Raw genomic sequence first — 15,347 nt, forward strand, 5'->3', positions numbered from 1 at the left:
TGATAACTTGTACCAAGATTAACAGGAGTCAGAGGTTCTAGTTCTTGTTACCAGATTGAACCTGGTAACAAGGACTTGTGGGCTGCTAGCACGTAAGTGCTACAAACACCAAGTTTAGTAAACTTTTCAACATTAACTATTGACAAATAGCTGTTTGTGTCAATTGCTCCTTAACAGCTAAATTGTTTTTTCTGTTGCAGATTCCTATGGAACTTGACATTGTCGATTTACTCAAAAAGCATCCCGAATTAGTACTATTTGTACTACTGGCACTGGCATATCTCATCGGCAAAATTAAAATTGGCAGCCTTGAGTTGGGCGCACCTCCCGGTATGTTGATTGCTGGACTAATTCTAGGTAACTTTGGGTTTAAAATTTTTCCGGGAATTGAGACTATAGGGTTATTTCTATTTCTCTATGCGGTAGCATTTCAAGCCGGGCCAGCATTTTTTGCTGTGGTGATGGCAGACGGAGTAAATTATATAAGTTTAGCAGCGATCGCAACCTTGATTGGATTTATATTCACCTATGTATTTAATTTGATTTTCCAGTTTCCCACAGGGGTTTCAGCAGGGTTGCTAACAGGTTCTCTTACCACTCCCGCAGGTTTAGCAGCAGCGTTAGATACCGTTTCATCGGGAGAGGTTCAGTTGGGAGCAGGCTTAACAGTAGAAAAAGTAATGCAAAATATCAGTGTCACCTATGCTCTGACTTTTCTTGTTGCCGATATTGCCGCCATCTTACTATCTCGCAGTTTACCTGGCTGGTTTAAATTTGACCTAAAAGCAGAATCGCAAAAAGCCGCTCAAGAAAAAAACGTAGACGAGGGAATAGAAAAACAGCCATTAAATTGGGAACTGACATTGCGAGCATATGAAGTGCAAAACCCAGATATTGTTAGCAAGACTATAGCTGAATTGCAAAAACTCTCTCGGTGTGAGGTTTTATCCTACAAGCGAGACGGCTTTTTAAGAGATTTTCAGCCCAATACCAAGTTACAACTGGGCGATCGCCTCTCTATTTGGGGCAAAATTGAGCAGCAAGATTTACTAGATTCTTTCTTTGGTGCAGAAGTTGCTGATCGCGATTTGTTGTCTTTGAAAATAGTCAACCGCGATATTATCATTACTAAACCTCAAGCAGTTGGTAAATCTCTCCAAGACTTGAATATAACTCAAGGGTATGCCTGTTATCCTGTCCGGATTACCAGAGCAGGACACGATCTAGCAATCAATCCAGATTTAAACTTAGCTAAAGGAGATGTACTAACTCTATCAGGGCCTCAATTACGACTAGACAAACTAGCAAATGAAATCGGTTTCTTTGAGCGGAATGTGAACACCACTGACTTGGTAACATTTTCCGCAGGCATCATCAGTGGATTTTTGATTGGACAAATCAGTATAGAAGTTGGTGGTATTGCAATTGGTTTGGGTGCATCAGGAGGATTACTGCTGATGGGTATTCTATTAGGATACTTGCGTTCAATCCATCCTACCTTTGGGCGAGTACCTCCAGCTACTCTCTGGATCTTCAAGGAACTAGGCTTGTTACTGTTTTTAGCAGGAGTGGGCATCACTGCCGGACAAGGTTTGCTCGGAGCACTGAAGTCTCCTGGCCCGATTGTATTATTATGTAGCTTGGTAGTAGCCACAATGCCGATAATTGCAGTATTTCTGTTTGGGCGCTATCAGTTGAAGATGAATCCAGCATTATTATTAGGAGCTGTGACTGGTTCAGTTACTTGTACTCCCGCAATGGCGGCAGTTACTGCTGATGCCCAAAGTTCCATTCCAACTATTGGTTATGCTGGTACATATGCTTTTGCCACAGTTCTGTGTGCGATCGCTGGTAGTATTATGGCACGCCTCACATAAGGTTTTGTGTATGAGCATTTCACCAATTGCCCCTACCCCTCCCTACACGGCTTTAATTTTTGACTGTGATGGTACTTTAGCCGATACTCTTTCTCTTCACTACAAAGCATGGTCAGAATCAGTACAAGTGTTTGGAGCACACATGGAGCGAGAATGGTACTACAACCGAACAGGCATCTCTACTGTAGAACTAATTCAAATCCTCAACGCTACCTATGGCTATCAACTTGATGTAGAGCAAGTGAAAACAGAGAAAAACAGACGTTATAGACAATTACTACACACAGTCAAGGAGATTCAACCTGTTGCAGAGATTGTTCGTACTAATTATGGTAAAGTTCCAATGGCTATTGCCTCTGGTGGTAGTCGTTACAATATACAAACAACTCTAAAAGCGATCAGACTAACCAATTTTTTTGACAGCACAATCGCAATCGAAGATGTGGCACTTGGCAAACCCGCACCTGACATTTTCCTGCTAGCCGCTCAAAAATTGAAAGTTAAACCCAGCGAGTGCATTGTCTACGAAGATAGCAATGTCGGTTTGGAAGCAGCTCAACTAGCTGGAATGCGCGGAATTGATGTGCGTTCAGTTTTAAAGCACTTAGAAGCCACTACTAGCTTGATCCAAACCGATAGCCAAAACCTCGTACCGTAATAATATATTCAGGATTACTAGAGTCAAGCTCCAATTTTTCACGTAACCAGCAGATGTGGACATCTACAGTTTTACTATCCCCAACAAAATCCTCTCCCCAAATTAAGTCTAGTAGACGCTCGCGTGACCAAACCCGTTTTTCGGAACTTATGAACAGCTCCAGCAGGCGGAATTCTTTACGGGAAAGTTTGATATATTGATTGCGAACCAGTACTTGGAAGTTATAAGTATTCAGAGTAATATCCTTATACTTGTACACTTTTGTTTGCGGCAAAATGTTTGAGTTTGAAGGTTGGCGGCGAAGTACAGCCTGACAACGAGCTACTAACTCACGAATACCAAAGGGCTTACTCAGATAGTCATCTGCTCCGATTTCTAACCCTAAAATGCGGTCAGTTTCACTACCCTTAGCACTAAGGATTATAATTGGCACTGCGTTTCCTTGGTGGCGAAGCCAACGGCAAATATCTAAGCCATTAATTCCAGGTAGCATTAAATCGAGAATAATTAAGTTACAACAAAGTTCTCCTGTATTCGTTTTCAAATTTTTTAGATACTCAAAAGCAGACAAACCATCTGCAACCGTTATAACTATATAACCTTTATCTTGCAAGGCTATAGCTATCATTTGTCTGATTATTTCGTCATCTTCAACTACTAGAATGCAGTTTTTTTGCCCAATGTTTACTTTACCGAAATCCTCGGTTAGCTCATTAGTATACATTTACGAGTAGCTAAAAATTTTTACTATATATTCAGTATCAATTATTAATGATTTTTGTTTAAAATACAACTAGTTCTGATGTTTAAATTAGTAGATAATATTGATTGTTTTAATATTATAAAAATAATTTAATAATTTCAAGTTATGCAAAGAAAAATTACGATTTTGGTTTCCAGTTAACTTAAAACAAAAAACACAATCTTTATCAAAATAAGAAAAAAATAAGAATATTTTTTATTACTATTTATAAACAGAGCAGATACATCTAAGGAAAAATTACTTTTATTTAAAATCACTGAGATTATTATACATTGATTCTCCATTTAATCTGAGCATTTTATTAGGTAAGTATATTTACTAATATAAAGTGTTTTTCAAATAAGTCAGTATATAAACTTTGAAGCAATATATTAATTGTATTTCAGATGACACAGCTAAAGCCAACGTTGTTGTTTAGCATACATAATGCTACCAATCACAATTAATGCCATCACGGCAAGCACAGCAGGATAAGCCCAAGGTTGCTCTAATTCCGGCATATACTCAAAGTTCATGCCATAAACTCCAGCAATAAAAGTAATTGGTAAGAAGACAGATGAAAGGATAGTGAGGCGATTAATTCGTTCACTAGTTTTGCTAGCAAGATTGTCGCGTTGAATTTCCATTAACTCTGACATCCATACTCTCAGAGTTTGGTATTCTTGCGAGAGTTTATCGACGTGGCGCACTAATTCTTGATTAAATAATATCTTTACTGGTTGAGTGAGCCATTGAAGATTTTGGTACTCCATAATAGCTAAGAGTGATTGGATACTTTGAAGATTACGGCGTCCCAAGCGAGTGGATTGCCTCATCGTGGCAATTTTTTTGTATGTGGTTTCATTACCAGAATTTGCTAAAACTTCATCTTCTAAATCATCAAGTTCTCTAGCAATATGGTCAAATACAGTATAGTAATTATTCAAAATGTCACTGTAAATAGTATATACAAGATTATCAATTCCCCAAGTTTTAATATCTATATTTTGTTTTTTTATATTATTTATTAATGTGCTTAAAATTCTTAATTCATTTGTCTCAAAAGTGATAAGAAAATTATTTCCAACAATTAAACTACCGCAAGCCTCCTCAAAAGTATGATATTTAATTTGATGACTTAGAACTTCATAGTTATCAAAAAAACAATCTTCCAAGTCTTCATCAATTCCCTTAGGAAAATGGTTGAAAATCATGTCAACACGACATGGATCGAGTCCAAAGCACTTGACTATTCGGGCAATGGCAGTGCGATCGCGTAGATGAATACAACGTAACCAGATTTTGTGAGTGCGATCAATCCTTTGTAGTACAGTATCTACTTCCCAAGTATTACAGTGAAAAAACTCCAAATGATTCGCAGAAAAGGTAAGAAGCATTAGCATAAGAGTGTTTGAGAGCATCTGTGCATTTTTGATCCTACTATTTATCTCAAGTTGCCAGGTATAAAAGTGCCTGCTCTAGAAAGTCCCATATCTTTTTGAACCTTGAGGATACTCAACTTTATTTCTGATCATTTGCTGGAGCAGTTCGTTGATTATATATGCCATCAACACTACTTAACTGCTGCTATCCTTCACTATAAACAACCAACAAAAAACCTCGCTAAAATTAGCCGAGGTAAATTATGGAAGTTATAGATTAAACAATACATACTTAAGTTTTAATCTTAAAATTCTGAAATACCACTCGACAGCCTCCACTTTCTGGACACGCACAGATCAAACCTACCTGTACTACTTCCTCCTCAGTTAGGTTCGCTGTTTTTAGTGTTGTGTAATTTGTACTGTCAAGTGAGTATTGCATCTCTACATTGCTACCTCTTCGCTGCAAATACAACCACAGGTAAGGAATATTTTTTATTAACGGCACAACAGACCAATCGGAATTATCATTTGTGATAACTACACTAAGAAACTGCATACCGTCTACAAATTCAAGAGTGGATTTGAACCAAGTCTTCTCATCCACGCGAACCATTAGACCTGCTTGACCGTACAAATTATTACATTCGTTGATGATTTTAACTTTAGCAGTAAAATCACCCTTGACTTCTTGATAATAAAAGTTACCGTTGTCGCGAGTATAACCACAATCAATCCTACGCCAAAAATCTGTTTTTGCTCCGGAAGTGACGGTAATTAGATCTTCTTGATTTTCCCAAGCCGGAGGTTCGTTATACCATTTCATCAGCATAAGCAAACCGTTGTTAAGAATTTACAAGACTTACTCTCAAGCATAACTGAAAATTATGCATTGCATATTACTTGGCTAAGATTACCATCCCAGAAGGAGGTAAATCTATCCGTACAACTGTTCTACCACTTTTTTGTTGAACCACAATTTTTTGATTTTCTGGAGGTTGACGTAATTCGGCATCACTCCAATCACTTTTATACAAAAAGGTGAGAGTTGAATCAATCGAGTGCAAGGAGCTATCGACTGTTACAAACGCTCCACGATTTTCTAAACCATGTGTATTGAGTGCGACCACAACTTCAGTATTAAACTGAATCTGCGACCAAGCAATTAGCTCTCCTGCTCCAGGAATCGAAAAAGGATGATTTTCAAAGGATGTTTCTCGCAAATAGTGATGTCCACGACGTAACGCTTTACCAATATTATCTTGACGATTACGAATACGTGCGATCGCAGCAATTCGCAAATAAGTAGGATGATTTGTGTTAAAAAAATGGCAACCTTCAGTCTCAAATGCACCAAAAGCACTGCCAAACATAGATTCGCGAACATAGCGATCGGCATAAGTACGCTCAGGTTCAATTCCATAGTCGTGATAGCTCTCTGAACCGTCAAATGCCTGTTCGGTTCCGTAATAAATTGAGGGAATCCCTGGCATCGTTAACATGACACCGACTGCATGAGCAACTTGCTCGTAGTGATAAGGCACGTTGCTGTGAGCAGCAAACCGCTGTTTTGTTGGACGAGAAGACATATCATGATCGTCCAAAACAGCAACATGATAAGTTCCAAGTTGACGTTGACTACCTGCAAGCGTATTGTCGTTGTAAAGACAAAAAAAATCGTTAGAGTGTGCCAACCCTTTTACTACTGCCGTTAACCTGTTTGGTGCCACCACAATATCCAATACTGCATCTAGATTGCGCCCAAAAATGTCTAGGTAACCCCGAACCATACTTTCATCTGTTAACTCTCCCACCATGAGAAAGTTATCTTTACCAATAGATTGAGCATATTCATGAATGGCATTGCAGAATTTTCGAGAGGCAAAGGGAGAAACGTGCTTGACAGCATCCACGCGGAATCCGTCACAATCACTCAAAGCAATCCAGTACTGATAGACGCGAGCAAGTGCAGCTATTACTTCATCTTTCTCCAAATTAAAGTCTCTAAGTTCAAAGAAATCTCCACGCCGAAACTCCACGTGAGGATTCATAGGATCTTCCCATGATGCAGCTTCCCAGTGTACAATTGCACCCGCACGATTGTACCAGTGAATATTCTGAAACTCTTTGGGAAAAACACCATCATCAAGGGTAATAATTTCAGGAATACTTTCTCCATTTTTGGAACGCCAGCCATGAATAGGATAGGCAGGAGAAAAGCGGTAAGGCATTATGGTTCTGGGACTTCCACAACTTTCATCTTTATAAAACCAGTTACTGCCACTATGGTTGTAAATCACATCTAAAATCACGTACATACCGCGTTGATGGGCAGCCTCTACTAAATCTCGTAAGTCTTGACGAGTTCCAAAGCGTGGATCGATATCTAAAAAGTTTTGAATCCCATAACCGTGATAAGTTTCCAAATCTGCACGCTGTTTCCAAGGTGGATTAATTGTAGTCACTCCCAATTCTTGCAAGTAGCTCAACTTGCTTTCAATTCCTTTGAGCGTTCCACCATTAAACTTATTACCCGCTGCCATCCACGCAGCTTTATCTTTCACTCGATACTTTGTTGAATTTTTATAGTCAAAAAAATCTCGCTGTGCTTCACAACCGTCACTAAAACGATCTGGTAAAAGTTGGTAAAAAAGTTGATCTTGCCAATTAACAGGGCTAGGATGAACTCTTCCTCTTGGTGTGAGATCCACCTCAGAGAGTATTTGGGGAACAAGATCTTCGATTTTAGTTACCATATGATTTTCTCATTCTGACTGAATTTACACGTATCAAAGAGCAAACTGATCCCAATCTTTATTAATTTTTATTTCTGGCAATTCATCATTGTCCATACATATTAAATGCTCGACCTGAGCCTCGTTCTGGACACCGTGAAATGTATTCTCTTCGACAATCTGCTTGTGAGCTTTCCATTCGTATATATTATTAATGTCAACTTCTTCTAAAGCCTGGATAATAGCTTGCTCCTCTGAGCTTGCTGTCACGATCGCTTCAATCACTCCAGTCATAGGAATCCGTACTAAGTAATTTTTCATAGATGTCCTTTCTAAGGGGCAACTTACAGTTAAATTCTGCTGGGAAAAGGAATGAACAACCCTTTTCCCACAGAATTGAAAGGTATATTTTGCAATAGGTCTACCAAATCCTTATAAGTATCTAAACAAAATTAATTACACATTTTTTTGCTGTTCCCCGTTTCCTGTTTCCTTGCCTCTACCCATAACTCTAATTTTGCCTAACCACTTACCTAGCTAGCCAGTTCCTTCACCTTCTTCATAATGCCTTCAGAATCGATTCCTTGATGAGGAAATTGTTCCCAAAGCCCACCACAGCCTTCTTTGTGTGTACCGAGATAAGCAAACTTCGGACTCAGCCCTCGCTCAAGCAACCAAGAGCCAAAACGACTACCCAAACCTGTACGGCGATTAAACGATTCCACCACAAGCACAAAAGGAGCAGTACCAATTTTCGCTAGCATTTCTTCATCAACCACGTTTAACGTGGGTTTGTTAATCAAGCCGACATTAATTCCTTGTTGTTTGAGGCGCTCTACAGCGTCAAGAGCGCGGTATAGTGCTTCTCCAAAACTGACGATATAGCCAACAGTTCCTTCTCGCACAACTTCGTCTTTACCAGGAACAAAGGTGTAATCTTCGTTATAAAAGTCGTTCCCATTTGAGTCAAGTATGTTGGGTACTTTGGAGCGGGTAGAGAAGATAAATCGCAAACCTGGATCGAAAAATACTGCTTCTACACAGGCTTTCATTTGAGCAGCATCTGCTGGAAAGTATAGCCGCGTTTCGTAGCCATCATCCAAGCCATTATCAGCAAATATATTATTTAAACCAAAATGGCAAGTATTGTCCGCCATATCATCTACCCCCGCATGGGAAAAATGACACAGGACATTGGAATAATTCAACCGTGCCATCGAAATTTCGGAAATGCACATTTCCAAGAAAGCGCTAAAGGTGGCAAAGATCCCTTGCTTGCCTTTTTCCATGCCGAATCCAGCAGCAGCAGAGAAATTGCCCCGCTCCATAATTCCAGAAGCAATAAAAATTTCAGGATATGCATCGTGAATTTTTTTCAAACCGCAAGAACCTTCAAGATCACTGTCAATACACATCACCTTTTCTTTACGCTCAACCTCACTCATCCGACTGAGGATAGATACCACTGCTTCACCAAAGACATTTCGATTCGCTCCCATTTTGCTGCCAGAGCCAACAAAGGTATATGAATGCTTGGGTTTGGTGATGCTTTTGAGATAGTTTACCGCTTCCAGTTGACCACGAGATTCTAAATGAGCGATCGCCAGTTCTACTGAAATCACATCATGACCATGATTAGAACCTTCTAGCCCTTCAATACCAACACACATCTTCCGCTTGTTGATTAAAGCAACTGGCCCCTCAGTAACTATTGCCTCACACATACGAAGATACAAATCATCCACATCTTCGCCATCCCCCTCCAAAACCTTGAGTCCATGTCCTGCTAGTGTTTCGGTAATGTTATAGCCTGGCAGGTACTGCGAAGGATGCCCGGCAATGGTGACATCATTGTCATCAATCAGGAGCTTGACATTTAAATTCTTTGCTACTGCTAAACGGGCAGCTTCTGCATCGTTACCCTCTTGCTGGGAGCCATCAGAACCAAGACAAAAAACGGCTTTACTGGGATTAGCGATCGCTACGCCATTAATATAAGGCCACATATGTCCCAGCCGTCCAGAGCTAAACTTGACACCAGGAGTCAGCCCAAGTTCGGGGTGACCAGGTAGTTGTGAGTGGGCTTCACGATAATGTACAAGTTTTTCAGCAGGCATATCACCGTATAGGACAGCCATGAGGTATTGTGTAGCGACTCTGTGACCTGCTTCATCAAAGAAAATTGGTACGAAGCGATCGGGTGCTCCTCGGAAGAATGCATCCAAAATCATAACTTCTGGTACCGTGTCGTAAGGGCCGCCAGTATGACCACCTACACCCTGAGCCGCTCCTGTGGCAGTAAAGAAGACTATTGCATCGCGGCAAAGTTGAATATTAGCTTTCAGCTTCTGGCGCTGCTGTTGTGTCAGGGTAGAGTTGGCTGGATCGAGTGCCAACGGCTGGTAAGCACTAAGGTCAATAGGAAAAGAAACGGCTGTAGCAATAGTCATGATGGTTCTTTCTAAATGTTGTTGGTCAGTAAAATTGAGTCGCAGACCTATTTTTTGAGTATTAATACAGCTAGCCTTCAAAGTCGGACTTAAGCACTTTCAATATCTAACCCAAGTTTGTTGTTCTCTTCTCGGATATAAGTTCCTTGGGCTTGTATGGCTGAATCTTTGTTATGTATCTTGTTTGGATATTTTGCAAGTTCAAGGGATGAATAGCAAAATTTTTACTTTGTCAGCTTACTAAATGCAAGTTAGTTGCAGTCTCTTAGGATATTGATAGAGTTACTTGGTAATTTTTACACTGCAAGTAATAACTTACTTAAATTTGACAAGGATTTAGTTGCACCAAATCTTTTTTCTGCATCCTTCTTGTTTATTATTTGTGCTTTCATTAGTTTTTTCAAATTAAATTTAGTTATATGTTTTAACGCTTTAATTAAAATACGACATACTTAATCTAATCTTAACCCATTTTTTATTTCTATTTAATTAGTTTTATTTCTATTTAATTAGTTTTTAAATTAAAAATTTAAAGTTTAAGTTATTTAAGCAAATAATAAAAACATTAGTTTTTTGTTAAATTTATCTAGTTGACTTCAAACAAATTTGTACTGGGTGATATGCTTATCAAATCCTTATAATATCATTGAAAATCACTTGATTATTACCTTTGTAAGTCTTTAGACATAGATAAATACATCAAAGAACACCCAAATCAATTCATCAATTAGGTTTGATGTTAAGTCAACATAAAAATTATATTCTCAATAAAGATTGGCGAAATAAACAAAAAGTCTTGATTTTCTATAATTTTCTTGGAAATACTATGTTGTGATCACAAGCCAGAAAGTTTTTAAATGACTCTATCTTTGGATAGAGTTTAAATATTCAAGATTCAGCACTAACTAATGTTATCAATTTTTAATCAAGTTCTTATATATTCTTACACTTCTATAATTTTGCAAAACAAAAAATCTATTTGTGTTTTTGAATTTCATAAATTTAAGTTTTCAAAATCAATAATTCATGCGATACTAAGTCTCAAGGAACTTCCCAAATAATAGTTGAGGAAATTTCTGAGTTAGGCTGATCATTTGAGAGAATCATTCGCTTCAAAAAACAACTCAACTCATATTTAATTTTGAAGAGCTAATTTATGGTAGTAGCAACTCGGCCCGAAACAAAGCCTTTAAGTTCAGAGGAACTACGCAAGATTCACGCTTACTGGAGAGCATGTAACTACTTGGCAGTAGGCATGATATATCTACGGGATAATCCCCTACTAAAAGAGCCTCTCAAGCCTGAGCATGTGAAGAAGCGTCTGTTGGGACATTGGGGAACAAGTCCTGGTTTAAGCTTTGTCTATATCCACCTCAATCGACTGATTAAAAAGTATGACCTGAATGCTATCTACATGGCAGGCCCAGGTCACGGCGCTCCCGGAGTGCTTGCTCCTGTCTACTTAGAGGGAACCTATAGCGAAATTTATCCCGATAAGAGCGAAGACGAGGAAGGCATGAAGAAATTCTTCAAGCAATTCTCCTTTCCTGGTGGTATTGGTAGCCATTGCACTCCTGAAACGCCAGGCTCCATCCATGAAGGTGGTGAACTTGGCTACAGCCTTTCTCACGCTTATGGAGCTGCTTACGATCACCCTGATCTGATCGTTACCTGTGTTGTTGGTGATGGGGAAGCAGAAACAGGCCCGTTAGCTACTGCCTGGCACTCAAACAAGTTCGTCAATCCGATTCGTGATGGTGCAGTGCTGCCTATATTGCACCTGAATGGTTATAAGATTGCTAACCCAACCATTCTGGCTCGTATTAGTCACGAAGAACTAGAAGACCTATTTCAGGGTTACGGCTATACACCCTATTTTGTGGAAGGGGATGACCCAGAAACCATGCATCAAGACATGGCTGCAACTCTAGAGGAGTGTGTGAACGAGATTCGCAACATTCAGCAAGAAGCTCGCAGTAGCGGTGTTGTGAGACGTCCTCGCTGGCCAATGATTGTATTGCGTAGTCCTAAAGGTTGGACAGGGCCAAAAGAGGTAGACGGTCACAAGGTAGAAGGTTTTTGGCGTGCTCACCAAGTACCAATGGGTGCAATGCACAGCAACCCAGAGCATCTCAGGCTGCTGGAAGAATGGATGAAAAGCTATAAGCCAGAAGAATTGTTTGATGAGAATGGTACTTTCATTGGTGAATTGAAAGAATTAGCACCAACGGGCAACCGTCGTATGAGTGCCAATCCTGTTGCCAACGGAGGATTTCTGCGTAAACAGCTGCTCCTACCCAACTTTAGAGACTATGCTGTTGCAGTTAGTGAACCTGGTAAAGTTGAGGCAGAAAACACCCGTCCACTCGGCAACTTTCTGCGCGATATTATGCGCAAAAACCCAACTAACTTCCGTATTTTTGGCCCAGATGAAACCGCCTCCAATCGACTGAATGCCGTCTACGAAGTCAGCAAAAAGGTTTGGTTGGCAGATATGTTACCTGAAGACCAAGACGGTAGTGAACTGAGTACCGATGGGCGGGTAATGGAAATGTTGAGCGAGCATACTTTGTTAGGATGGCTTGAAGGCTACCTACTTAGTGGTCGCCACGGCTTTTTCCACACCTACGAAGCCTTTGCCCACGTCATTGATTCGATGTTTAACCAACACGCTAAGTGGCTGGATATTTGCAAAAAGGAAATTTCCTGGCGAACTCCGGTATCTTCAGAGAATATATTGCTTTCTTCTACAGTTTGGCGACAAGACCATAACGGTTTTTCGCACCAAGACCCAGGCTTTATTGATATTGTTACCAACAAAAGCGCCGATGTTACCCGCATCTACCTACCTCCTGATGCTAACTGCTTGCTGTCAGTAGCAGACCACTGCCTGCGCAGCACTAACTATGTCAATGTCATTGTTGCTGACAAACAGAAACACTTGCAGTACTTGAGCATAGACGAAGCTATTAAGCACTGCACTAAAGGCATTGGTATCTGGGAGTGGGCAAGCAACGATGATTGCGGTACAGATCCTGACGAACCCGATGTCGTGATGGCGTGTTGTGGAGATGTGGCAACAATGGAATCGTTAGCAGCGACTGCGATTCTGCGGCAGGAGATTCCCCACCTGAAGATCCGGTTCATCAATGTGGTTGACTTATTTACTTTGCAACCTCAGACAGAACATCCCCACGGACTCTCAGATTGGGACTTTGATAGCCTGTTTACCAAAGATAAGCCAATTATCTTTAACTTCCACGGCTATCCCTGGCTAATTCATAAGCTTGCTTATCGTCGCACTAACCACCATAATCTTCACGTGCGCGGTTACAAAGAGAAGGGTAACATCAATACACCACTAGAATTGGCAATTGAAAACCAGGTTGACCGATTCAATTTGGTCATTGATGTGATTGACCGAGTACCAAAGCTTGGCCCTGCGGCTGCTTTTGTTAGAGAGCGTATGAAGAACGAGATTATCGAGAATGTGAACTATGCCTTCGAGAACGGTATGGATAAGCCTGAAATAGTTGATTGGAAGTGGCCGTACTAGCTTCAGCATGAATGTTAAGGGTTGGGGTTGTATTCCTCACCCCTAACTATTACAGCCAAGGTAGGTGAGGTTGTAACCCAAGAACAAGATTGTATAGATGCGGTCATGCGTGCGGGTAGAAAAGTTAAGCTTAGAGAGCTAGAACTGTGTCAAACACTTATCTACGACAAAATCCAAAAAAGAAAATTGGAATATAGCTGGTGGTGAAAATCAAAAGTTCAGACTCGCACTCACCAACTATTCAAGTTTAAAATTTGATCCTTCCCCAGGTAGACTATAGGAGCAGTTGAAGCAATGGATACTAAACAACTCTGGCAACGCTATCAAGACTGGCTCTATTATCATCCGGGTTTAGAATTGTATTTGGATGTCAGCCGTATACCATTCGATTCCGAATTTGTAAAATCCTTACAGCCAAAGTTTGAGCAAGCCTTTCAACATATGGCAGCCTTGGAAGGAGGAGCGATCGCAAACCCAGATGAAGGTCGCATGGTAGGACATTACTGGTTGCGAGATCCAGATTTAGCCCCTACCGAGGAGATAAAAAAAGAGATAGTTGAGACTATTGCAGAGATTGAAAACTTTACCCAGCAAGTATATGCTGGCACAATTCATCCTCCCGAAGCACCCAAGTTTACTGATATTCTTTCGATTGGCATTGGGGGTTCTGCCCTTGGCCCTCAGTTCGTAGCGTCGGCTTTAGCTCCTAGTTCTCCACCCCTAGCACTCCATTTTATTGATAACACCGATCCAGCAGGAATGGATCGGGTTTTGGATGGAATCAAAGACCGCCTCAAAAGTACTTTGATTATAGATACTAGTAAATCTGGTGGTACACCCGAACCACGTAACGGGATGCTAGAAGTCAAGCATATCTATGAAACTCAAGGATTGAACTTTGCTAAACACGCTGTTACCATCACTATGAAGGGCAGCAAAATGGATCAGTTGGCCAGATCTGAGGGATGGTTGGCAGAGTTCCCAATGTTTGACTGGGTAGGGGGACGCACCTCACAGATGTCTGCGGTGGGGCTGTTACCCGCTGCCTTACAAGGAATTGATATTCGAGCGATTTTGGCTGGCGCTAAGGAGATGGATGCAGCGACGCGATCGCCTGAAATCAAAACCAATCCAGCTGCACTGCTGGCGCTTTGCTGGTACTTTGCTGGCGAGGGCAAAGGTAAAAAAGACATGGTAGTACTGCCCTACAAAGATAGTCTGCTATTGTTTAGTCGCTATTTGCAGCAACTAGTAATGGAGTCTCTCGGCAAAGAAAAAGACTTAGACAATCAGATTGTGAATCAGGGCATCGCCGTCTACGGTAACAAAGGCTCAACAGATCAGCACGCTTATGTGCAACAGTTGCGGGAAGGGGTGCCAAATTTCTTTGCCACTTTTATTGAAGTGCTAGAGGATCGCTCTGGTGCTTCTATAGAAGTAGAACCAGAAGTAACGAGCGGAGATTACTTGTCAGGCTTTTTACAAGGAACTCAGCAAGCACTCTATGAAAAACAGCGGGGTGCAATTACACTCACAATTCCCCAGGTGAATCCTCAGACAGTAGGGGCATTAATTGCTTTGTACGAACGAGCAGTGGGGTTATACGCTTCACTAGTGAATATCAATGCTTATCACCAACCAGGTGTAGAGGCAGGCAAAAAAGCTGCGGCATCGCTACTAGATTTACAAAGGCGAGTTTTGCAAGTTTTACGTAGCACAGAGCGATCGCTAGATTTAACTACATTAGCCCAGCAAGTCGGTTCACCTGAACAAATTGAATCTATCTATAAAATAGTACGGCATTTGGCAGCCAATCAGCGTGGAGTCATCTTGGATGGCGATCGCGCTCAACCATCTAGTCTGAGTGTCAGTTTGAAGCAAGGCGATCGTCTCAATCAGGATAATTTCACCCGTACAACCAAATCTCTGCAATTCAACTATTAGAAA

10 protein-coding genes are annotated in these 15,347 nt (G+C 40.7%); 4 read left to right on the plus strand and 6 right to left on the minus strand.

The genetic code is table 11. The annotated features are described in order from the left end of the window. Window positions 1-206: 206 nt before the first annotated feature. Both U2718_RS18675 and U2718_RS18680 read left to right on the plus strand, forming a co-directional pair. Window positions 207-1,877 (plus strand): aspartate:alanine exchanger family transporter, encoded by a 1,671-nt coding sequence (locus tag U2718_RS18675; RefSeq protein ID WP_342000167.1) that lies wholly within the window; start codon window positions 207-209, stop codon window positions 1,875-1,877. Window positions 1,878-1,887: 10 nt separating this feature from the next. Next, on the plus strand, window positions 1,888-2,535 hold the full coding sequence (locus U2718_RS18680) for an HAD-IA family hydrolase (RefSeq protein ID WP_342000169.1): 648 nt from the start codon (window positions 1,888-1,890) through the stop codon (window positions 2,533-2,535). Here the strand turns inward: U2718_RS18680 and U2718_RS18685 are convergent. The 6 genes from U2718_RS18685 to U2718_RS18710 all read right to left on the minus strand — a co-directional run bounded on the left by U2718_RS18685 (window position 2,495) and on the right by U2718_RS18710 (window position 9,844). Then, complete coding sequence (locus tag U2718_RS18685) at window positions 2,495-3,259, minus strand: response regulator transcription factor (protein WP_342000170.1); 765 nt, start codon at window positions 3,257-3,259, stop codon at window positions 2,495-2,497. The genes U2718_RS18680 and U2718_RS18685 overlap by 41 nt on opposite strands. A gap of 434 nt (window positions 3,260-3,693) precedes the next feature. Continuing rightward, the gene (locus U2718_RS18690) at window positions 3,694-4,680 is read right to left on the minus strand and encodes a CorA family divalent cation transporter (protein WP_342000172.1); all 987 of its coding nucleotides are present in this window, start codon (window positions 4,678-4,680) and stop codon (window positions 3,694-3,696) included. 271 nt (window positions 4,681-4,951) lie between these two features. Then, window positions 4,952-5,491, minus strand: a complete 540-nt coding sequence (locus U2718_RS18695; RefSeq protein ID WP_342000174.1) for a DUF1349 domain-containing protein — start codon at window positions 5,489-5,491, stop codon at window positions 4,952-4,954. Between the two features lie 67 nt (window positions 5,492-5,558). Next, window positions 5,559-7,415, minus strand: a complete 1,857-nt coding sequence (locus tag U2718_RS18700; RefSeq protein ID WP_342000176.1) for an alpha-amylase family glycosyl hydrolase — start codon at window positions 7,413-7,415, stop codon at window positions 5,559-5,561. 33 nt (window positions 7,416-7,448) lie between these two features. After that, the gene (locus tag U2718_RS18705) at window positions 7,449-7,715 is read right to left on the minus strand and encodes a hypothetical protein (protein ID WP_342000178.1); all 267 of its coding nucleotides are present in this window, start codon (window positions 7,713-7,715) and stop codon (window positions 7,449-7,451) included. A gap of 212 nt (window positions 7,716-7,927) precedes the next feature. Beyond that, window positions 7,928-9,844 (minus strand): transketolase C-terminal domain-containing protein, encoded by a 1,917-nt coding sequence (locus tag U2718_RS18710; protein ID WP_342000180.1) that lies wholly within the window; start codon window positions 9,842-9,844, stop codon window positions 7,928-7,930. Between the two features lie 1,156 nt (window positions 9,845-11,000). On the opposite strand from U2718_RS18710, the gene U2718_RS18715 reads away from it, so the two are divergent. Together U2718_RS18715 and U2718_RS18720 are read left to right on the plus strand one after the other, a co-directional pair. Continuing rightward, window positions 11,001-13,400: a phosphoketolase family protein gene (locus U2718_RS18715; RefSeq protein ID WP_342000182.1), complete on the plus strand. Its 2,400-nt coding sequence runs from the start codon at window positions 11,001-11,003 to the stop codon at window positions 13,398-13,400. 294 nt (window positions 13,401-13,694) lie between these two features. Further along, window positions 13,695-15,344 (plus strand): glucose-6-phosphate isomerase, encoded by a 1,650-nt coding sequence (locus tag U2718_RS18720; protein ID WP_342000184.1) that lies wholly within the window; start codon window positions 13,695-13,697, stop codon window positions 15,342-15,344. Window positions 15,345-15,347: the final 3 nt, after the last annotated feature.

The organism is Chlorogloeopsis sp. ULAP02 (assembly GCF_038404745.2).
Taxonomy (GTDB): Bacteria; Cyanobacteriota; Cyanobacteriia; order Cyanobacteriales; family Nostocaceae; genus Chlorogloeopsis.